15 protein-coding genes, 4 tRNA genes and 1 riboswitch are annotated in these 19,571 nt (G+C 42.5%); of the genes, 14 read left to right on the top strand and 5 right to left on the bottom strand.

Annotated elements, in window-relative coordinates; genetic code table 11:
- Positions 1 to 40 precede the first annotated feature (40 nt).
- Positions 41 to 724 (bottom strand): 2,3-diphosphoglycerate-dependent phosphoglycerate mutase, encoded by a 684-nt coding sequence (locus ACTG7X_RS04915; protein ID WP_439240226.1) that lies wholly within the window; start codon positions 722 to 724, stop codon positions 41 to 43.
- Positions 725 to 886: 162 nt separating this feature from the next.
- On the opposite strand from ACTG7X_RS04915, the gene envC reads away from it, so the two are divergent.
- Entirely contained in the window at positions 887 to 2,104 is a 1,218-nt protein-coding gene (gene envC / locus ACTG7X_RS04910; protein ID WP_439257420.1) for a murein hydrolase activator EnvC, read from the top strand.
- A gap of 22 nt (positions 2,105 to 2,126) precedes the next feature.
- A complete protein-coding gene (locus ACTG7X_RS04905) occupies positions 2,127 to 2,954 on the top strand; it encodes a divergent polysaccharide deacetylase family protein (RefSeq protein WP_439257418.1) in 828 nt (275 codons plus the stop codon).
- Between the two features lie 58 nt (positions 2,955 to 3,012).
- Here the strand turns inward: ACTG7X_RS04905 and ribB are convergent, their stop codons facing one another.
- Complete coding sequence (gene ribB / locus ACTG7X_RS04900; protein ID WP_439257417.1) at positions 3,013 to 3,657, bottom strand: 3,4-dihydroxy-2-butanone-4-phosphate synthase; 645 nt, start codon at positions 3,655 to 3,657, stop codon at positions 3,013 to 3,015.
- Positions 3,658 to 3,747: 90 nt separating this feature from the next.
- Positions 3,748 to 3,877, bottom strand: a riboswitch (FMN riboswitch).
- A 155-nt stretch (positions 3,878 to 4,032) separates the two neighbouring features.
- Here ribB and nadR point away from each other — a divergent pair.
- The 7 genes from nadR to oppF all read left to right on the top strand — a co-directional run bounded on the left by nadR (position 4,033) and on the right by oppF (position 11,759).
- A complete protein-coding gene (gene nadR, locus ACTG7X_RS04895) occupies positions 4,033 to 5,322 on the top strand; it encodes a multifunctional transcriptional regulator/nicotinamide-nucleotide adenylyltransferase/ribosylnicotinamide kinase NadR (protein WP_439240218.1) in 1,290 nt (429 codons plus the stop codon).
- Positions 5,319 to 6,002: a metallophosphoesterase family protein gene (locus ACTG7X_RS04890; protein WP_439257416.1), complete on the top strand. Its 684-nt coding sequence runs from the start codon at positions 5,319 to 5,321 to the stop codon at positions 6,000 to 6,002. Before nadR ends, ACTG7X_RS04890 begins: the two co-directional genes overlap by 4 nt.
- Positions 6,003 to 6,213: 211 nt before the next feature.
- Complete coding sequence (locus ACTG7X_RS04885) at positions 6,214 to 7,851, top strand: ABC transporter substrate-binding protein (protein ID WP_439257414.1); 1,638 nt, start codon at positions 6,214 to 6,216, stop codon at positions 7,849 to 7,851.
- 100 nt (positions 7,852 to 7,951) lie between these two features.
- Positions 7,952 to 8,872, top strand: coding sequence for an oligopeptide ABC transporter permease OppB (gene oppB / locus ACTG7X_RS04880; RefSeq protein WP_439257412.1), 921 nt, complete (start codon positions 7,952 to 7,954; stop codon positions 8,870 to 8,872).
- Between the two features lie 18 nt (positions 8,873 to 8,890).
- Positions 8,891 to 9,799 (top strand): oligopeptide ABC transporter permease OppC, encoded by a 909-nt coding sequence (gene oppC, locus ACTG7X_RS04875; protein WP_439257531.1) that lies wholly within the window; start codon positions 8,891 to 8,893, stop codon positions 9,797 to 9,799.
- Positions 9,800 to 9,807: 8 nt separating this feature from the next.
- Positions 9,808 to 10,779, top strand: a complete 972-nt coding sequence (locus ACTG7X_RS04870; protein WP_439257411.1) for an ABC transporter ATP-binding protein — start codon at positions 9,808 to 9,810, stop codon at positions 10,777 to 10,779.
- Entirely contained in the window at positions 10,776 to 11,759 is a 984-nt protein-coding gene (gene oppF / locus ACTG7X_RS04865) for a murein tripeptide/oligopeptide ABC transporter ATP binding protein OppF (protein ID WP_439257409.1), read from the top strand. Before ACTG7X_RS04870 ends, oppF begins: the two co-directional genes overlap by 4 nt.
- A gap of 56 nt (positions 11,760 to 11,815) precedes the next feature.
- On the opposite strand, the gene ACTG7X_RS04860 is transcribed toward oppF, so the two are convergent.
- Together ACTG7X_RS04860 and coaA are read right to left on the bottom strand one after the other, a co-directional pair.
- A complete protein-coding gene (locus tag ACTG7X_RS04860) occupies positions 11,816 to 13,189 on the bottom strand; it encodes a factor H binding protein domain-containing protein (protein WP_439257407.1) in 1,374 nt (457 codons plus the stop codon).
- A 198-nt stretch (positions 13,190 to 13,387) separates the two neighbouring features.
- Positions 13,388 to 14,332: a type I pantothenate kinase gene (gene coaA, locus ACTG7X_RS04855; RefSeq protein ID WP_439257406.1), complete on the bottom strand. Its 945-nt coding sequence runs from the start codon at positions 14,330 to 14,332 to the stop codon at positions 13,388 to 13,390.
- A gap of 217 nt (positions 14,333 to 14,549) precedes the next feature.
- Here coaA and ACTG7X_RS04850 point away from each other — a divergent pair.
- From ACTG7X_RS04850 to tuf, 5 genes are all read left to right on the top strand, one after another.
- A tRNA-Thr gene (locus ACTG7X_RS04850) sits at positions 14,550 to 14,625 on the top strand.
- Between the two features lie 28 nt (positions 14,626 to 14,653).
- Positions 14,654 to 14,738: transfer RNA gene (locus tag ACTG7X_RS04845), tRNA-Tyr, on the top strand.
- A 41-nt stretch (positions 14,739 to 14,779) separates the two neighbouring features.
- Positions 14,780 to 14,854 (top strand) — tRNA-Gly (locus ACTG7X_RS04840).
- A gap of 7 nt (positions 14,855 to 14,861) precedes the next feature.
- A tRNA-Thr gene (locus ACTG7X_RS04835) sits at positions 14,862 to 14,937 on the top strand.
- Positions 14,938 to 15,044: 107 nt separating this feature from the next.
- Entirely contained in the window at positions 15,045 to 16,229 is a 1,185-nt protein-coding gene (tuf, locus tag ACTG7X_RS04830) for an elongation factor Tu (RefSeq protein WP_439257405.1), read from the top strand.
- Between the two features lie 124 nt (positions 16,230 to 16,353).
- On the opposite strand, the gene ACTG7X_RS04825 is transcribed toward tuf, so the two are convergent.
- A complete protein-coding gene (locus ACTG7X_RS04825) occupies positions 16,354 to 19,497 on the bottom strand; it encodes a type I restriction endonuclease subunit R (protein ID WP_439257403.1) in 3,144 nt (1,047 codons plus the stop codon).
- Positions 19,498 to 19,571 lie beyond the last annotated feature (74 nt).

The following is a 19,571-nucleotide window of genomic DNA, read 5'->3' as shown; positions in this document are numbered from 1 at the left end:
TGGCACAACATGTTGTGCCATTTGATTGACGGTTAAAAAATTAAAGATAGCGTTTGCTAACCACTTTCAAGTTATCATCTAATTCATACACTAATGGCTGACCGGTTGGGATTTCTAAATCCATAATGTCTGCATCAGAAATGCCTTCAATGTGTTTCGCTAAGGCACGTAATGAGTTACCGTGAGCGGTCACTAAGACACGTTTGCCAGAGATTAACGCTGGGGCAATTTCATCATGCCAGAACGGAAGCACACGTTCTAAGGTCACTTTTAAGTTTTCGCCATCTGGTACCACGTCTGCTGGTAAATGAGCATAACGGCGGTCGTTATGTGCAGAGTTTGGATCTTTTGGATCTAATAATGGTGGTAATGTGTCGTAAGAACGACGCCAGATGTGAACTTGTTCATCACCGTATTTTTCTGCGGTGGCTTTTTTGTCTAAACCTTGTAATTCACCGTAGTGACGTTCGTTTAAACGCCAGTTTTTGACTTGTGGAATCCAAAGTTGACCAGCTTCTTCTAACACGATGTTACAAGTTTTGATCGCACGAGTTAAGACAGACGTGAATGCGATATCAAATTCAAACCCTGCGGCTTTTAATTTTTGGCCTGCAGATTTGGCTTCTTCCATGCCACGTTCGGTTAGGTTCACATCACGCCAACCGGTAAATAAATTTTTTGCGTTCCATTCACTGAAACCATGACGAATAAAGACTAATTGCATAGGGATCTCCTAGTTAAGAAAAATAAATCAAATTAATACCGCACTTTATAGCAAAAATTTGCAAATTTTGAAAGTGAAAAGCCATGGTTTCCTGATCTTTCTCAAAAATAATGGTATATTTAGTCAGAAATTTGATGATATAAGAGAAAAATCGGAAAAAATATGTTGCTTTGTTCATTTTTTAAAAAATTGCCAAAATTAACCGCACTTTTTTGTGTGGGGCTATTGATTTCGCTTGCTAGCCAAGCCGCCGATTTAACCCAAATAAAAACCCAAATTAAACAGCAAGAACAAAAAATTGCACAACGCAAACAAGAGCAAAATAAACTGCAATCTGCCTTAAAAAGCCAAGAAAATAAGATTAATAATGTGATCGGCACTTTGCGTGAAACGGAAACCAGTTTAAAGGAAACACAGAAGATTATTGCGGAAACTAATCGTCAAATTAAATCCCTTGAACAGCAACAAAAAGCACAAAAAGCCAAATTAGCCAAGCAATTAGATGCCATTTATCGTTCGGGTAATCCCAATTCAGTGGTGGAGCATTTATTGTCTGATGATGCGAAGAATAATGACAGAATGATGGTTTATGCGAAACATATGAATCAATCACGTTTGGCTTTGTTGGACGAATTAAAATCCACCCAAAAACAATTAGAAGAACAGAAAGCCTATTTGTCTGGTCAGCAGCAGGAACAAAAAACGCAGCTTTCTGAGCAGAAAAAGCAACAACAAGCCTTACAAAAAGCCAAAAATGAGCGACAAAGCACATTAAATCAGTTGAACAAAACCCTTGTGCAAGAACAAAGTCGGTTGGACAGTTTGAAAGCCAATGAGCAGGCTTTGCAAAATGAGATTAAACGTGCCGAAAAAGCGGCTGCAGAGCAAGAAAAACGCGAACGTGAGCAATATGCCCAGAAGAAACAAGCCGAAGAAAAACGCACCAATAAAACCTATCAGCCGACGGCACAAGAGCAACAATTATTACGCTCGGGCGTGGGCTTAAGTGGGAAATATGCCTATCCAGTTTCGGGGAAATTGTTACATCGTTTTGGCGAAACCCAAGGGGGGGAAACGAAATGGAAAGGGATTGTGATTTCCGCTCGTTCTGGGACGCCAGTGAAAGCGATTTCGGGTGGACGAGTGATTTTAGCTGATTGGTTAAGAGGCTATGGTCAAGTGGTGATTGTCGATCATGGTAAAGGCTATTTATCGTTGTATGGATTTAACCAAGCGATATTCGTGAAAGTCGGCACATTGGTTAATGCGGGTCAAAAAATTGCCGAAGTGGGTAACAGTGGCGGTCAAGCCAGTTCGGGACTGTATTTTGGGATTACCCAAAAAGGCGTGCCAAAAAATCCGTTAACTTGGTTGAGATAATCGCACGATGGGATTACGCAAAATGGAATTACACAAAATTTTGCTTTTTAGTACCGCACTTTTGGGCGGTATTGTCCAAGCACAACCAGCTAAATTGGCCATTGTGATTGATGATGTGGGTTATCACCAGAAAGAAGATGCCGCCGTTTTTGCCATGCCAACACAAATTTCTGTGGCGATTATTCCTGTGGCACCTTATGCCAGTCAGCGTAATCAACAAGCCCATGCACAAGGGCGAGATGTGTTAATCCATATGCCAATGCAACCTAAAGCGAATTTAAAAATTGAAGAGGGCGGTTTACTGTTAGGCATGTCACAAGATGAAGTGGTGAAACGGGTACAACAAGCGAAAAATAAGGTGTCTTACGCTATTGGCATGAATAATCATATGGGCAGTGCCGCCACTTCCGATCCTACTTTGATGACCTTTTTGATGCAAGAATTGGCAAAACAGCATTTATTCTTTTTGGATAGTCGAACTATCGGCAGCAGTGTGGCGAGCAAGGTTGCCAAAGAGCAAGGCGTGAAAGCCCTCGACCGTCATTTATTCCTTGATGACAGTGATGTGCTTGCTGATGTGCAACGTCAATTTCAACAATCTCTCGCTTATGCTCGTAAACATGGCACGGCTATTGTGATTGGTCACCCACGTAAAAATACCATTGCAGTTTTACAAGCCGGTTTGGCGAAGTTACCCGACGATATTCAATTAGTCAGTATGGGCAGTTTGTGGCGTGAGGAGAAAGTCGTGCCACCAAAACCGTTTATTTTATTGTTTAGTGATTTACCTGCGCCGACCAATATGGTGCCTTATCAACCCGTCCCCACCTTGCGAGGGATACCAGAATAAAGCGCATATAAAAACGCTTTGCCTCCTCAAAGAAAGCAAAGCGTTGCATGGCGTTTTGTTATTGAGCCTGTTTTAATCGATAGGCCACCAGATCTTCAATAGTCAACACTGGGTAGCCAAATTTCTGGGCGAATGCCACGATTTCAGGGGTTCTTGCCATGGTGCCGTCGTCGTTGGTAATTTCACAAATCACGGCGGCCGGTTTGTAGCCCGCTAATACAGCTAAATCTACCGAGGCCTCCGTGTGTCCACGACGTTTTAATACGCCACCGTCTACCGCACGTAATGGGAAAACATGGCCTGGGCGGTGTAAATCTGCGGGTTTGGCCTCCTCTGCCACGGCGGCTTTAATGGTGGTAACACGGTCAGCAGCAGATACGCCCGTGGAGACGCCTTGCGCAGCCTCAATGGTGACCGTAAAAGCGGTTTTATTCACGCTAGTGTTGTCTTGTACCATTGGGGGTAAATCCAACTGCTGACAGCGTTCATCCGTGATACATAAACACACAATACCACTGCCGTAGCGAATCAATTTCGCCATTTGTTCCGTGTTGATGGTTTCGGCAGGGAAAATTAAATCGCCCTCATTTTCACGATCTTCATCGTCTAAAACTAACACGCCGTTGCCTTGTTTAAAGGCATTTAAGGCGTTAATGACACGTTGTTCTGCGGTGCCAAAAGGGGATAATAATGACTGATTCATAGTAAATTCCTTAAAAAATGCAAATATAAGTTACCAGAATCAGGGCGTAAGAAATGACAAAAACAAGCGAAACTTCGCCTGTGGTTTATCGCTATTTCTCTTTCATCCAGACTATACTGTTGGCTTTGGAATCACACCAAATCTGCTGACTTCTCGTTAAACAAGAACGCTCGCGGGCTGTACCGCCAGTAGGGAATTTCACCCTGCCCTGAGAATGCGAGGTAAGTATAGCACCGGTTGAATTTGATTGCTATTGATAAAAAAGGTTTTTATTCTAAGTCAATATTGCATACAATAGACAAAATTAAATAAATTTAAACCGCAGTTTACGGATTTTGCATGACAAAAGTGCGGTGATTTTTTAAGGATTTTCCAATGAGTGACGATTATTCCTATCTCCAACAAAAACGTAAGCAGTTGAATTTACAAGTCAATGAACTTTGTGAAAAAGCCAATATTTCCAGAGCTTATTTTAATCAGTTGGTCTCGGGCAAAATTAAAAATCCGAGTGCGGTAAAATTAGCGGCATTGCATAAAGCCTTAAAAATTGCTAATGCACCCGAACCTAAGCGAGTAGGCGTGATTTTCGGTAAGTTTTACCCTGTGCATACGGGCCACATTAATATGATTTTTGAGGCCTTTAGTAAAGTGGATGAATTGCACGTGATTGTATGTAGCGACACGGAACGGGATCTCAAGCTGTTTTATGACAGCAAAATGAAACGCATGCCGACGGTGCAAGATCGCTTGCGTTGGATGCAACAAATCTTTAAATATCATAAGGATCAGATTTTTATTCACCATTTATTGGAAGATGGCATTCCAAGTTATCCGAATGGCTGGGCGGGCTGGTCAGGTGCGGTGAAAGCCTTGTTTAAAGAAAAAAATGTCAATCCGACCGTGGTGTTTAGCAGCGAGATCCAAGATAAAGCGCCTTATGAAAAATACTTGAATTTGGACGTGGTGTTGGTGGATCCTGACCGTAAATTTTTTAATGTGTCAGCGACTAAAATTCGTAATAATCCGTTCCATTATTGGAAATTTATTCCGAAAGAAGTACGCCCATTTTTCGCTAAAACCATTGCCATTTTAGGTGGGGAAAGTAGCGGTAAAACCGTGTTAGTGAATAAATTAGCAGCGGTATTTAACACCACGTCAGCGTGGGAATACGGACGGGAATTTGTGTTTGAACAGCTCGGTGGTGATGAGCAAGCCATGCAGTATTCCGATTATCCGCAAATGGCGCTCGGACATCAACGCTATATTGATTATGCCTTGCGCCATGCGCACAAAGTGGCCTTTATTGATACGGATTTTATTACCACGCAAGCGTTTTGTATTCAATATGAGGGCAAAGCGCACCCCTTTTTAGATTCCATGATTAAAGAATATCCTTTTGATGTGACAATCTTATTGAATAACAACACAAAATGGGTAGATGATGGGTTGCGGAGTTTGGGCTCAAATAAAGCCCGTCAACGTTTTCAACAATTACTGAAAAAATTGTTAGATAAATATAAAGTGCCTTATATTGAAATTGAGTCACCGAGTTATTTGGAACGTTATAATCAGGCCAAAGCCATTGTGGAAAAAATCCTCAATGATGAAGAAATTACAGAATTGACCCACGACCACAGTCTTTTCACGGAAACAGAGGAAGAATGATTTTATTTGCTGGCGATCCCCATGGTAGTTATGAACACCTGTACCCTTTTGTGCAGGCACGTTCGGATATTAGCTTAATTATCCTCGGCGATCTGCAACTGACCAGTCCGCAACCCTTAGATGACTTAGCCAAATATTGCGATATTTGGTTTATTCACGGCAATCACGACAGCAAAATCGTGGCGGCCTTTGATGCCATTTGGGGCAGCCATTGGAAAGAACGTAATTTACATGGTCGAGTGGTAGATATTGAGGGGAAACGGATTGCTGGTTTGGGCGGTGTGTTTCGTGGGCAAATTTGGATGCCACCGAGTAAGCCGGTTTTTTTCGACCCGATTCATTATTGTCAATATTGTCCACCTGAGGGGTTATGGCGCAACGGTATTCCATTGCGTCATCGGGTGTCGATTTTCCCCTCTGATATTGAAACCCTTGAAACCCAACAAGCGGATATTCTGATTTGCCACGAGGCCCCGAAACCTCACCCCTTAGGTTTTCGTGTGTTAAATCAGTTGGCGGAAAAAATGGGGATAAAACAGCTGTATCATGGTCATCATCATGAGAATTTTGACTACACCAAATTAAACCGTAAAAATACTTTTCAAACCATTAATGTGGGTTTTCGTAGCCTATGTGATTTGGCGGGGAATTATTTATTACAGGGTGTGGATGACCGATAATTGCGCTTATTTTCCCCATTTCTTCTCTACTTGCCTATTTGACGAAATCCCCTATTTTTTATCGCAATATTATTAATTCCTTAAAAAATGCGTGGATATTTTCAACAAAACATCAATTTATCCGCTTAATTTTAATCTATCCCTTTACAAACTGCTGTTTTTCTGACATAAAGGAGCCTAATGCAATACAAAATAACGAGGAGTCGATTATATGCAACACAAATTATTACCATCTTTACTTGCTGGCGCGGTGGCGTTAGCTTTTGCATTTTCTGCCCATGCAGCGAAAGTACCAGAGGGAACGGAGCTTGCAGATGTACAAGAAATCGTGATTAACAACGGTTCAGAGCCACAAAGTTTAGATCCGCATTTAGTGGACGGCGTGCCTGAATCACAAATTTTAAGCCAATTATTTGAAGGCTTAGCCAATACCGATCCTGAAGGTAAAATTGAGCCGGGTGTGGCGGAGTCTTGGGAACATTCCGAAGATTACAAAACATGGACCTTCCATTTGCGTAAGGATGCCAAATGGTCTAATGGCGATCCTGTGACAGCACAAGATTTTGTGTATGCTTGGCAACGTCTAGCCACGCCTGCCACCGCTTCGCCTTATGCGAGCTTTTTGACCTATATGCAAGTGGTCAATGCACAAGATGTGATTGACGGCAAAAAAGCCCCTAGCGAACTGGGTGTAAAAGCGGTAGATGATTACACCTTTGAAGTGACGTTAGATAACGCGGTGCCTTATGCAGTGGAATTTACCACGCACCAATCGCTTTTACCTGTGCCTAAAAATGTGGTGGAAAAATTGGGTAACAGTTGGGTGAAAACCGAAAATATCGTCACTAACGGGGCGTATTTGTTGAAAGAACATGTGATTAACGAAAAAATCGTGATGGAACGCAATAAAGATTACTGGGATGATAAATCCACGGTGATTAACAAAGCCACCTTCTTAATGATTGAAAATCCAACCACGGACGTACAACGTTACCGTGCCGGCGATTTGCATGTGACCAGTTACGCCTTGCCAACGGAGCAGTTTGCTAAGTTGAAAAAAGAAATGCCAGATGAAGTGTTTGTGACCAAAACTCTTGCCACTTATTTCTATGAAATTAACAATAACAAACCGCCATTTAATGATGTGCGTGTGCGTAAAGCGTTAAACTTAGCATTGGATCGTAACATCATCACGGACAAAGTGATGGGACAAGGGCAAACCCCAACCTATGTGTTTACCCCACCTTATATTCACGAAGGGGAGAAAATTAAGCAACCTGCTTATTCCACTCAACCTATGGCGGAGCGTAATGCAGAAGCGGTGAAATTGTTAGAAGAAGCGGGTTTTAGTAAAGCGAATCCATTGAAATTCAATATTTTATATAACACCAATGAAAACCACAAAAAAGTAGCGATTGCAGCGGCTTCTATTTGGAAAGCCAATACTCAAGGTGTCATTGATGTGAAATTGGAAAATAAAGAATGGAAAACCTATGCAGAAAGCCGTCATGCGGGAAATTATGATGTGGCGCGTGCAGGTTGGACAGGTGACTATAACCATGCGACAACGTTCTTGAATAACTATTTGTCAAATTCCAGTAACAATAGTGCATTCTATAAAAGTGCCGCCTTTGACGAGGTGATTTTACAATCGCGTAAAGAATTGGATGCGGGAAAACGTGCGGAAGATTATGCCAAAGCGGAGCAAATTTTAGTCGAGGATGCGGTATTGATTCCGGTGTACACTTATGTGAATCCACGTATGGTGAAACCCTTTGTGAAAGGCTATTCTGGCAAAGATCCGCAAGATAAAATTTTAGTCAAAAACTTTTATATTATTAAGCATTAATCCACATTGGGGGCGGTATTCGCCCCCTGATATTTAAAATTTTTTATTTTTACACCGCACTTTTTGGTAGGGCGGTTTTATTTATTTTGATGGTGTGAACATGTTGAAATTTATTTTCAAAAGACTGCTTGAAGCAATTCCTACGCTATTTCTCTTGATTACGGTTTCCTTTTTTATGATGCGCCTTGCACCAGGGAATCCGTTCACCACAGAAAAAGCCTATCCGCCCGAAGTCATGGCGAATATTGAGGCAAAATATCATCTTAATGAACCTTTGCATAAGCAGTATTTTTTATACTTAGAAAATCTGGTACAAGGCGACTTTGGTCCCTCTTTTAAATATAAAGACAAAAGCGTGAATGAGCTGATTGCCTCGGCGTTTCCTGTTTCTATTAAGTTAGGATTGACCGCCTTTGTGTTTGCGGTCACTATTGGCTTGTTGGCTGGCACGATTGCCGCACTGAATCAGAATAGTAAGTGGGATTATTTGGTGATGAGTTTTGCCATGACAGGGGTGATTATTCCGAGCTTTGTAATCGCTCCGTTACTGGTGTTAATTTTTGCTATTACGCTGGAATGGCTGCCCGCAGGGGGCTGGAACGGCGGAACGGCTTATTATATGACTCTTCCTGTGATTGCCCTAACCATTGGCTATGTGGCAGGTATTGCACGGATTATGCGAAGCTCCATGATTGAAGTGTTGCATTCGCCGTTTATTCGCACGGCAAAAGCGAAAGGTTTGCCTTTATTTCGGATTATTGTTAAACATGCCTTACGTCCTGCGATTATTCCGGTGGTCACTTATTTAGGGCCTGCCTTTGTAGGAATTATTACAGGCTCAATGGTGATTGAGCAAGTCTTTGGTTTACCGGGGATTGGGCAGTTGTTCGTCAATGGTGCGTTAAACCGAGATTATTCTTTGGTGCTAAGTTTAACCATTTTAGTGGGGACGCTTACGATTTTCTTTAATGCCGTGGTCGATATTTTATATGCGGTGATTGATCCAAAATTGCGAGCGTAGAGGACTAATATGTTAAAAATGCAACAAAACAAAGCATTAGCCGAAAAATTGCTGGAGCAATCCAATGCGCTGCCAATGGAAAGTCGCAGTTTGTGGCAAGATGCCAAACGCCGTTTTATGGCCAATAAAGCCGCCATGTTTAGTTTGTTTACGCTGGTGCTGATTGTGCTGTTTATTATTTTTGCGCCCATGTTAATGCCCTTTAGTTTTGAAGATACCGACTGGAATATGATGAGTGCCGCGCCTGAGTTTGAATCGGGCCATTATTTAGGTACGGACGGTTCAGGGCGTGATTTATTAGTGCGGATCGCCGTGGGTGGACGCATTTCTTTGATGGTGGGCATTTTAGGGGCGTTAATCGCGGTGTTAATTGGCACAGTTTATGGCGCAATTTCTGGCTTTTTCGGCAAAACCGTAGATATGCTGATGATGCGTGCCTTGGAAATTCTGAGTTCTTTCCCTTTTATGTTTTTCGTGATCTTGTTGGTGACCTTTTTCGGGAAAAATATTTTACTGATTTTCGTGGCAATCGGCATGATTTCTTGGTTGAACTTAGCACGGATTGTGCGCGGACAAACGTTAAGTTTGAAAAATAAAGAATTTATTGAGGCCGCAATTGTGTGCGGTGTGCCACGCCGTAAAGTGATTTTCCGCCACATTGTGCCAAATGTGTTGGGGATTGTGGTGGTTTACGCGTCGTTGGAAGTGCCGTCATTAATTTTATTTGAATCCTTTTTAAGTTTCTTAGGTTTAGGTATACAAGAGCCAATGAGTAGTTGGGGATCCTTGTTAAATGACGGTGCAGCACAAATGGAAAGTGCACCTTGGTTATTGATTTTCCCTGCGGCTTTTTTATGTTTAACTCTATTTTGTTTTAACTTTATTGGCGATGGATTGCGTGATGCACTCGATCCAAAAGAGCGATAGGAGTGACGATGAATAATTTGCTTGATGTACAAAATTTATCGGTAAAATTTTCTACCCCAGACGGTGATGTCACCGCCGTGAACGAACTTAATTTCACCTTGCAACAAGGGGAAACCCTTGGCATTGTGGGCGAATCAGGTTCGGGCAAATCGCAAACGGCGTTTGCCTTAATGGGATTGCTCGCCAGCAATGGGAAAACCTTTGGTTCGGCCAAATTTAATGGACAAGAATTATTAACCCTGTCCGAACGTCAGTTGAATGAAATTCGTGCCAGAGATATTGCCATGATTTTCCAAGATCCCATGACTTCTCTTAACCCTTATATGAAAGTGGGCGATCAATTAATGGAAGTGTTGCGGATTCATAAAAATATGGATAAACGCACCGCATTTTCCGAATCCGTGAAGATGTTGGATGCGGTGAAAATGCCCGAGGCAAAAAAACGTATGGCCATGTATCCGCACGAATTTTCAGGCGGTATGCGACAACGGGTGATGATTGCCATGGCGTTATTATGCCGTCCGAAATTATTGATTGCTGATGAACCGACCACGGCGTTAGATGTGACAGTACAAGCACAAATTATGACTTTGCTAAATGAATTAAAACGAGAATTTAACACGGCGATTATTATGATTACCCATGATCTCGGCGTAGTGGCTGGGATTTGTGATAAAGTGCTAGTAATGTATGCTGGACGAACCATGGAATATGGCAGTGCGGAACAGATTTTCTATCAACCAACGCACCCTTACTCTATGGGCTTAATGGAAGCCATTCCGCGTTTGGATAGCCAATCTCACGAGTTAAAAACCATTGCTGGCAATCCGCCAAATTTGCTGCGTTTACCACAAGGCTGTCCGTTCTCACCACGTTGTCAATATGTGCATGAACAATGTTTAACTGCTCCGAAATTAAGCCAATGGCAGGATAACCGTTTACGCAACTGTTGGATTGATGCCAAGGAGTTTGTCGCATGACCGAAAAGCAACCCATTCTTGAAGTGAACCAACTGTCGGTAAATTTCAAAATTAAAAACAAAAAATCGCTGTTTTTTGCCAAACCGTTAACCCTAAAAGCAGTAAACAATGTGTCGTTCCAGCTTTATCAAGGCGAAACCTTGGGTGTGGTAGGCGAATCCGGTTGTGGCAAGTCCACCCTTGCACGAGCCATTATTGGCTTGGTAGAATCTTCTGCCGGCGAGATTTTATGGCTAGGCAAAAACCTTGCTCACCAATCGCAAAAGGAATGGAAAGACACCCGTAAAGATATTCAGATGATCTTTCAAGATCCGTTGGCTTCACTGAATCCACGGATGAATATCGGTGAAATTATTGCCGAGCCATTGGAAATTTATCAACCCCATTTATCCAAAGCGGAAGTGAAGCAAAAAGTGCAAGACATGATGATTAAAGTCGGTTTGCTGCCAAACGTGATCAACCGTTATCCGCACGAATTTTCAGGTGGTCAATGTCAACGTATCGGTATTGCTCGAGCATTAATTATCGAACCAAAAATTATTATTTGTGACGAACCCGTTTCGGCGTTAGATGTGTCGATTCAGGCACAAGTGGTCAACTTATTGAAATCATTACAGAAAGAAATGGGATTAAGCCTGATCTTTATTGCGCATGATTTATCCATTGTAAAACATATTTCCGATCGTGTATTGGTGATGTATTTAGGCAATGCCGTGGAGTTAGGTACCGATGAACAGGTATTTAATCATACCCAACACCCTTATACGCAAGCCTTAATGTCCGCCGTGCCAATTCCTGATCCGAAGTTGGAACGCAATAAAACCATTCAACTGTTGGAGGGTGATTTGCCGTCGCCGATTAATCCGCCATCAGGTTGTGTATTTCGTACCCGTTGCCCGAAAGTGACGGAGAACTGTGCGAAAGTTACGCCTACGCTGAAAAGGGAAAAAGAGCATTTTGTGGCTTGTTTGAATTTGTAGTTTTAGATATTAGGCTTATAAAAAAGAGCAGAAGAACTCTGCTCTTTGATTAATCATTATTGACGTGTGGCACCGAAACCGATGTTAGTACCTTGTCCAACACCATATACTGAGCCCACCACTTCTTGTGCTTTGTCTCCTGCAAAAACACCGTCATACTGTCCTACACGATTTTCTCTGTCAACTCGATACGCCTCACCACCGAAAGTAATCATGTTGTTATCCGTTTTAAGATCGGTTTGTTTTAACACAATATCCGCTCCGCCATTTTCACGTTGATCGATTTTCCCAGAAATGGTGGCATCGGAGAAATTGACGTTTAATTCCACATTAGCCATCCCCACTTTTGTTGCACCTCGGTGCTCAATTTGGTTCTCATCTTCGTAAAATTCTCCGATAGTATCAATGGCTTTACCTTTATAGGTGGCGGCGTTGCCATATTGAGCCAAATCCTCTTTTGAATAAGCCGTGGTTGCTTGTTTGATGACATAATCAGAATAGACACGACCTTCAACATCTAGCCCTGTATCTAAATTCGGCGACCACACCATATAGCTAGAATATTGTTGGTTAGTAAAGTATAAATCACCCGCTTTAAAATCGGTTCGGGTGTCTCTACCATCTTTACTTTCAACCAACGTTGCACTCACCGGCACTTGATGTACTTCACCAGAAATATCATACAGGGTAAGTTCAATAATATTGTCTTTATAAATTACTTTATCGTTAATCTTATTGCCGTTTTTATCATAAAATGATGATTGTTGTCGCCCTAGCCCTTGCATCCAACCTGTGCCTTGACGAGTAAAGCAGTCCCAGCAATCTCTGCTCACAAATTCTTTAAATCGCCAGCTCGTGTCAGAAAGATGTTTAGTGAGATTATCCAACTGATGCAGTAATTTTTCGGTTTCCTTTTGTGTCGCTTGTAACGCATTTAACTCGGTTTGGGTTTGGGTTAATTGATTTTGCGTGTCGGTTAACTGTTTATTGAGTTGTTCGTTGGATTGATTACTGTTAGCAAGTTGGCGAGTTAGCTGATTGTATTGGGTTTGCAACTGCTGATAATTGTCTTGCGTGGCTTTGATTTGTGCATTGAGCTGTGTATCATTGGTGGAGGCTTGTTGCTGTAAAGCAGTTAATTGGGTCTGGAGTTGGGTTAATTGATTTTGTGTATCTGCTAGCTGTTTATTGAGTTGATCGTTGGATTGATTGCTAGTATTAAGCTGTGTGGCAAGCGTTTCATATTGTTTTTGTAAGGTTTGATAATTGCTTTCAAGTGTATTGATTTGTGCTTTTAAGGCAGCATTTTCACTTGTGTTAGAAGTGGATGGCGTCGGTGCAGGTGTAATTTGATTGATTAAATTTTCTTCTGTTTTTGCTTGACTTTGTGTAGATGGCGTGCTACCCCCCCCCGGAACTGCTACAAGCAACAATACCCAAGGAAATCAATAAGCTAAGTGCGGTTTTTGGAATAATTTTGTTCATAGGATACCCTCTGATAATTAGGATGAAAAAAGGTTATAACAAGAAAAGCGGTTTTCATCAATCATGACTGAAAACCGCTTTAATATATCAATAATTCGTTTAATTTCCAATATAAAACAAAAAAAGTGCGGTGCTTTTTTTCGTTATTTTCTTAATTTAACTAATTCCACCGCATGATCTGCCCCTTTTTTTAGGATCAGATTGGCACGTTCTCTTGTGGGTAATATATTTTCTCTTAAATTTAATCCATTGATATTATCCCAAATGTTACTCGCCGTTTGAATCGCCTCTTGTTCGGACAAGTTAGCGTAATGTTTAAAATAGGAATCTGGATTATTAAACGCACTTTGACGGAGTTTGAGGAAACGATGAATATACCATTCTTTGAGGCGTTCTTCTTCCGCATCCACATAAATAGAAAAATCCACGAAGTCGGACACAAAGGTTTCCGCTTTGGTGCTGATTTGTAATACGTTAAGTCCCTCTAGAATCAGAATATCCGGTTGTTCAATGGTCATAAACTGATCGGGAATGATGTCGTAAGTGATATGTGAATAAATCGGGACAGTGATATTGTGCTTGCCAGATTTAAGATCCGCCAAAAACTGGAGGAGTTTTGGGGTGTCGTAGGAAATCGGAAAACCTTTTTTATCTAAAATATGCTTTTCTTTTAGGATATCAAGGGGATATAAAAAGCCATCCGTGGTGATAAGATCGACTTTGCGTTCCTCTGGCCAGTGGCTGAGTAAGGATTGAATAATTCGGGCTGAAGTGCTTTTTCCTCCCGCAACGCTCCCCGCAATACTGATAATGTAAGGTACGTTGGGCGCTTGTACGCCGAGAAAACGGTTTAATACGGTTTGGCGACGGATATTTTCTTCAATGTAATAGTTTAGCAGACGCACCAAAGGCAAATAAATCGTGCTGACCTCGTCTAAAGACAGTTCTTCATTAAACGCTAATAAGGGTTTTAAATCTTGTTCGGTCAATTTTAAAGGCACCGCTTTTCGTAGCTCGGCCCATTGTTCACGCTGAAAGGTTAAAAACGGGCTCAATGATTCCGTTATAGGAGAAATTACATCCGTCACAATAATATCTTTAATTTGGTAGAAGAATAATAGGGTGAAATATACCTTAATTCGTGATCGTTTTGCAGAAATTTTTCTAAGAATGTTGAGATTTAAGGGTAATTTCTATTATTCTGCTTGTTTATTAGTCGAATAAGTGTAATTTTTTATTTTTTTGATAAAAAATACTTGTCAGGGCGTAAAATTTCCCTATAATACGCACCACTTGCTTACGAATGCCGACTTAGCTCAGTAGGTAGAGCAACTGACTTGTAATCAGTAGGTCATCAGTTCGATTCCGATAGTCGGCACCATTCTTCGTAAACAGGCAATTCATTTAGTGGAGGGGTTCCCGAGCGGCCAAAGGGGGCAGACTGTAAATCTGTTGGCTCAGCCTTCGAAGGTTCGAATCCTTCTCCCTCCACCACTTTCAATGAATTTGTTTGATGGACAGATGAATTTAGGACTGCGGGCATCGTATAATGGCTATTACCCTAGCCTTCCAAGCTAGAGATGCGGGTTCGATTCCCGCTGCCCGCTCCAAGTAAGCGCTGATATAGCTCAGTTGGTAGAGCGCACCCTTGGTAAGGGTGAGGTCGGCGGTTCAAATCCGCCTATCAGCACCACTTCTTAATTTCAACTTCCTTTGATATAAACCGAATTTTAGTTACATTAGGTTAATGTGGTGTTATTGTACCATCAATAACCGTGTTTTTTAGAGGGACTTCTTAACATGTCTAAAGAAAAATTTGAACGTACAAAACCGCACGTTAACGTGGGTACAATCGGCCACGTTGACCATGGTAAAACAACTTTAACAGCAGCAATTACTACTGTATTAGCAAAAAAATACGGCGGTTCAGCTCGTGCATTCGACCAAATCGATAATGCACCAGAAGAAAAAGCACGTGGTATCACCATCAACACGTCACACGTTGAATACGATACCCCAACTCGTCACTACGCACACGTTGACTGTCCGGGACACGCCGACTATGTTAAAAACATGATCACTGGTGCGGCACAAATGGACGGTGCAATCTTAGTCGTTGCAGCAACTGATGGCCCAATGCCACAAACTCGTGAACACATCTTATTAGGTCGCCAAGTAGGCGTGCCATACATCATCGTATTCTTAAACAAATGCGACATGGTAGATGACGAAGAGTTATTAGAATTAGTCGAAATGGAAGTACGTGAATTACTTTCACAATACGATTTCCCAGGCGACGATACCCCAATCGTACGTGGTTCTGCCTTAAAAGCCCTTGAAGGCGAAGCAGAATGGGAAGAAAAAATCGTTGAATTAGCGAACCACTTAGATACTTACATCCCAGAACCAGAACGTGCAATCGATCAACCGTTCTTATTACCAATTGAAGACGTATTCTCAATCTCTGGTCGTGGTACCGTAGTTACTGGTCGTGTAGAACGTGGTATCGTACGTACTGGTGATGAAGTTGAAATCGTGGGTATCAAAGATACTGCGAAAACAACCGTAACAGGTGTTGAAATGTTCCGTAAATTACTTGACGAAGGTCGTGCAGGTGAAAACATCGGTGCATTATTACGTGGTACAAAACGTGAAGAAATCGAACGTGGTCAAGTGCTTGCTAAACCAGGTTCAATCACTCCACACACCGATTTCGAATCAGAAGTTTACGTATTATCAAAAGAAGAAGGCGGACGTCACACCCCATTCTTCAAAGGTTACCGTCCACAGTTCTACTTCCGTACAACTGACGTAACAGGTACCATCGAATTACCAGAAGGCGTGGAAATGGTAATGCCAGGCGACAACATCAAAATGACAGTTAGCCTAATCCACCCAATCGCCATGGACCAAGGTTTACGTTTCGCTATCCGTGAGGGTGGTCGTACCGTTGGTGCTGGTGTGGTAGCAAAAATTGTTAAATAATTAACGATTTCAGCAAGATTTTAGGGGTGTATTGAATACGCCCCTTTTTTGTACCCCGCACTGGCGTACGGGGTTAAGCCAATAACGATGCTCAGCATCTTTTATTATACCTAGTGTTAGGGGATTATCCCACCAACTCATCCCCCAACACTTCCGCCTGTTCTAGCACTCGTGCGATGGCCTCTTGCTCTAAATCAGGTGGATAGCCATTCTTTTTCAGGGTTAAACGGATAATATTTCGCATGCGAGCTTTCACTGCAGGTTTAATTTTCCAATCCAGCGTTACGGATTTTTGCAATTGATCGGTGATTTCTTGAGCCAAGCGTTTTAATACCAAATCTTGCATAATTCGCACCGCACTTTCGTTGCGAATTAAGGCATCATAAAACGTCAATTCCGCATAACTCAAACCGAGTTGTTCACCTCGTTTTTGCTGTTCTTCAAACTCTTTTGCCATATCAATTAAGGCTTTCAATACATCAGCAACACTTAAACTTTGATTGTGATATTGATTCATGGTTTCTTTGAGTTTATCTTCAAAGGTTTTTTGCAAGGTGATATTGCTGCCTGCTCCTTTGCGGAAATTCTGCTTTAAGTATTTCGCAATGCGTTCTGCCCACAGATTTTTGGTACCGCTTTTTTGTACCCGTTCCAAGAACTCATCAGATAACAAGCTGATATTGGCTTGATGGTCGTCCAATTCGTCCAGCAAATTCACTACACCTTGCGATTGCACCGCTTGGTTGAGCAATTCCACTAAGCGAATTTGACGTTCACGATCGGCGGTTTTGGTTGGTGTGTCTTTGCCTATGCGTTGGCGGATACTGTCAAAAAATGCCAATTCTCGTTCAAAACGTTTCACGGCAGGATCCGAACCGCACAACGCATAGCCTTTTTTCGCACTCCGCACGGCACGAATAAACGCCGTTTTTCGTGGGGTTGGATCTTTTTTATCGTTGGATTTTTGCTCGTAATCCAAGGCTAAAATATGTTCTGCGGCTTGATTAATGGCGTGTAACAACAGCTCAACGCTAGTATGGGAAAGTGCTTCTTGCAAATCAAACGCCTTGCCTTTAACTGGGGTGGCAAATTGCTTGTGGATAATATCCATATTTTCCGCTAATTTTTGTTTCACTAAGGCAATATCCACCGCCACCGATTCGCCGCCAGTTGGGTTGCGACCATACATCGCCGCGGCTTCACGCAACGCCGCCGTTAGCCCGATATAATCCACAATCAAGCCACCGTTTTCATTGCTTTTATTGCGGAATACCCGATTCACCCTTGCAATGGCTTGCATTAAATTATGCTCTTTCATCGGCTTGTCAATATACATTGTGTTGCAACAAGGCACATCAAAGCCCGTCAGCCACATATCCACCACAATCACCATGCGAAGACTATCATTCGGATCTTTAAAGCGTTTTTCCAACAATTTGCGGTCGTCTTTGCTGGGTACAAAGCGTTGCAAAGATTCAGGATCGGAAGCCGAACCTGTCATTATCACTTTCAACGCCCCAGAATTGACATCATCAGAATGCCATTCAGGGCGAAGTGCGGTGATTTTTTGGTAAAGTTTTACTGCAATGTCACGACTCATTACCACCGTCATTGCCTTGCTTTCAATGCTTTCACAGCGTTTCTCAAAATGTTTTACAATGCTGTCGGCTAACAAATTTAACCGTCCATCGGATCCTACTAATTTTTCCATCAGCTTCATTCGGGCATTTTCGCCAGCGTCATACACGGCTTCTGCTTCTCGAATCACGTTATCAAACTGCTCCGATTCGCCCAGTTTAATTTGCAACGCCTGATAAAAAATTGGCACCGTCGCCCCATCTGCTACCGCATCTTCCATCGCATAAATCGACACATACCGCCCAAATACATCTTGCGTGTCCTTGTCTTCCTGCGAAATCGGCGTGCCGGTGAAACCAATAAAAGACGCATTGGGCAAGGCTTCACGCAAATATTTAGCAAACCCAGTGCGATATTGCCCATTTTTGATTTGGGTGTTAAAGCCATATTGCGTGCGGTGGGCTTCGTCTGTCATCACGATAATGTTGGCACGGTCGTTTAACATTGGATGATGTTGTTCACCGTCTAACAACGCAAATTTTTGAATGGTGGTGAAAATCACGCCCCCTGTTTCACGTTTTGCTAATTCATCACGCAAATTTTCCCGATCTTCCGCTTGCACAGGTTTTTGCCGAATAATGCTTTCGCCAGCGGAGAACGTGGCGAACAGTTGCCCATCTAAATCATTGCGATCCGTCACCACCACAATGGTCGGATTTTGCAATGCAGGCTGAGCCAACAAACGCCCAGCATAAAACAACATCGACAGCGACTTGCCCGATCCTTGCGTATGCCACATTACGCCAATCTTGCGATTGCCGTTGGGGCTAGCTGCCAACAGCGTACAATCCACCGCTTCATTCACCCCATAAAATTGGTGATAAGCAGCGATTTTCTTAATCACATTGCCATCATCATTCTCAAATACCACGAAATTTTGTACATAATTCAGCCAATTTTCAGGCGTGAGCAGCCCGTGCATTAAGCCGACCAATTCATTTTCAAAGGTAATCCGTTGCGAGTCATTTTTTTCATCTACCACACGCCACACCGTAAAGCGTTCAAAATTCGCCGTGAGCGATCCGAGTCTGGCTTGGGAAAAATCGCTAATAATCAAGGCTTGATTAAACACAAACAAATCGGCGATTTCGTCTTTATAGGTCTGCAATTGATGATAAGCATCCAAAATATCCGCCTGATCGGAAAGGGGATTTTTTAACTCAAACACCACCAAGGGAAGACCATTGACAAACCCAATCACATCAGGACGGCGATTGCCCTTGCGACCTTTAATGGTGAGCTGATTGACCATATCAAAACGGTTATTAGAGGGCGTTTTGAAGTCAATGAGATAGGCGTTGTAATGAATAGTTTTGCCGTCTTGTTTATAGGACACAGGCACGCCGTTACGCAACAGCTGATACGCTGCTTGATTACGTTCGGAAAGACTTGCCCCTGACACTCGCACCACCTGAGCCACCACATCCGCCACCGCCATTTCAGGCAAATCAGGATTCAGCCGCTCCACTGCGTCCTGCAAAATCCGCTTAAATATCACATCAGACGGATTGGCACGAGAAAACTCACTGTTTTCCTCAATTTGACGAGCATCGGTATGCTCCCAACCGAGAGCGGCTAGATGCTCAAGGGCAAGGTTCTCAATGGCTTCTTCGTTGATGTTGAGTGGCATAAGTTTTCTCCTTATTGGTTTTACCCTCACCCTAGCCCTCTCCCAAAGGGAGAGGGGACGAGCGTTGTATTAAT

Source organism: Lonepinella sp. BR2271, from assembly GCF_051851515.1.
In the GTDB taxonomy this organism is placed as follows: Bacteria; Pseudomonadota; Gammaproteobacteria; order Enterobacterales; family Pasteurellaceae; genus Lonepinella.
Note: the sequence above shows the minus strand (reverse complement) of the source record. Positions and strands in the feature narration are given on the sequence as shown.

Coding starts and splice junctions, on each gene's coding strand:
- ACTG7X_RS04915 (WP_439240226.1), bottom strand. CDS start 724: ATGCAATTAGTCTTTATTCGTCATGGTTTCAGTGAATGGAACGCAAAA.
- envC (WP_439257420.1), top strand. CDS start 887: ATGTTGCTTTGTTCATTTTTTAAAAAATTGCCAAAATTAACCGCACTT.
- ACTG7X_RS04905 (WP_439257418.1), top strand. CDS start 2,127: ATGGAATTACACAAAATTTTGCTTTTTAGTACCGCACTTTTGGGCGGT.
- ribB (WP_439257417.1), bottom strand. CDS start 3,657: ATGAATCAGTCATTATTATCCCCTTTTGGCACCGCAGAACAACGTGTC.
- nadR (WP_439240218.1), top strand. CDS start 4,033: ATGAGTGACGATTATTCCTATCTCCAACAAAAACGTAAGCAGTTGAAT.
- ACTG7X_RS04890 (WP_439257416.1), top strand. CDS start 5,319: ATGATTTTATTTGCTGGCGATCCCCATGGTAGTTATGAACACCTGTAC.
- ACTG7X_RS04885 (WP_439257414.1), top strand. CDS start 6,214: ATGCAACACAAATTATTACCATCTTTACTTGCTGGCGCGGTGGCGTTA.
- oppB (WP_439257412.1), top strand. CDS start 7,952: ATGTTGAAATTTATTTTCAAAAGACTGCTTGAAGCAATTCCTACGCTA.
- oppC (WP_439257531.1), top strand. CDS start 8,891: ATGCAACAAAACAAAGCATTAGCCGAAAAATTGCTGGAGCAATCCAAT.
- ACTG7X_RS04870 (WP_439257411.1), top strand. CDS start 9,808: ATGAATAATTTGCTTGATGTACAAAATTTATCGGTAAAATTTTCTACC.
- oppF (WP_439257409.1), top strand. CDS start 10,776: ATGACCGAAAAGCAACCCATTCTTGAAGTGAACCAACTGTCGGTAAAT.
- tuf (WP_439257405.1), top strand. CDS start 15,045: ATGTCTAAAGAAAAATTTGAACGTACAAAACCGCACGTTAACGTGGGT.
- ACTG7X_RS04825 (WP_439257403.1), bottom strand. CDS start 19,497: ATGCCACTCAACATCAACGAAGAAGCCATTGAGAACCTTGCCCTTGAG.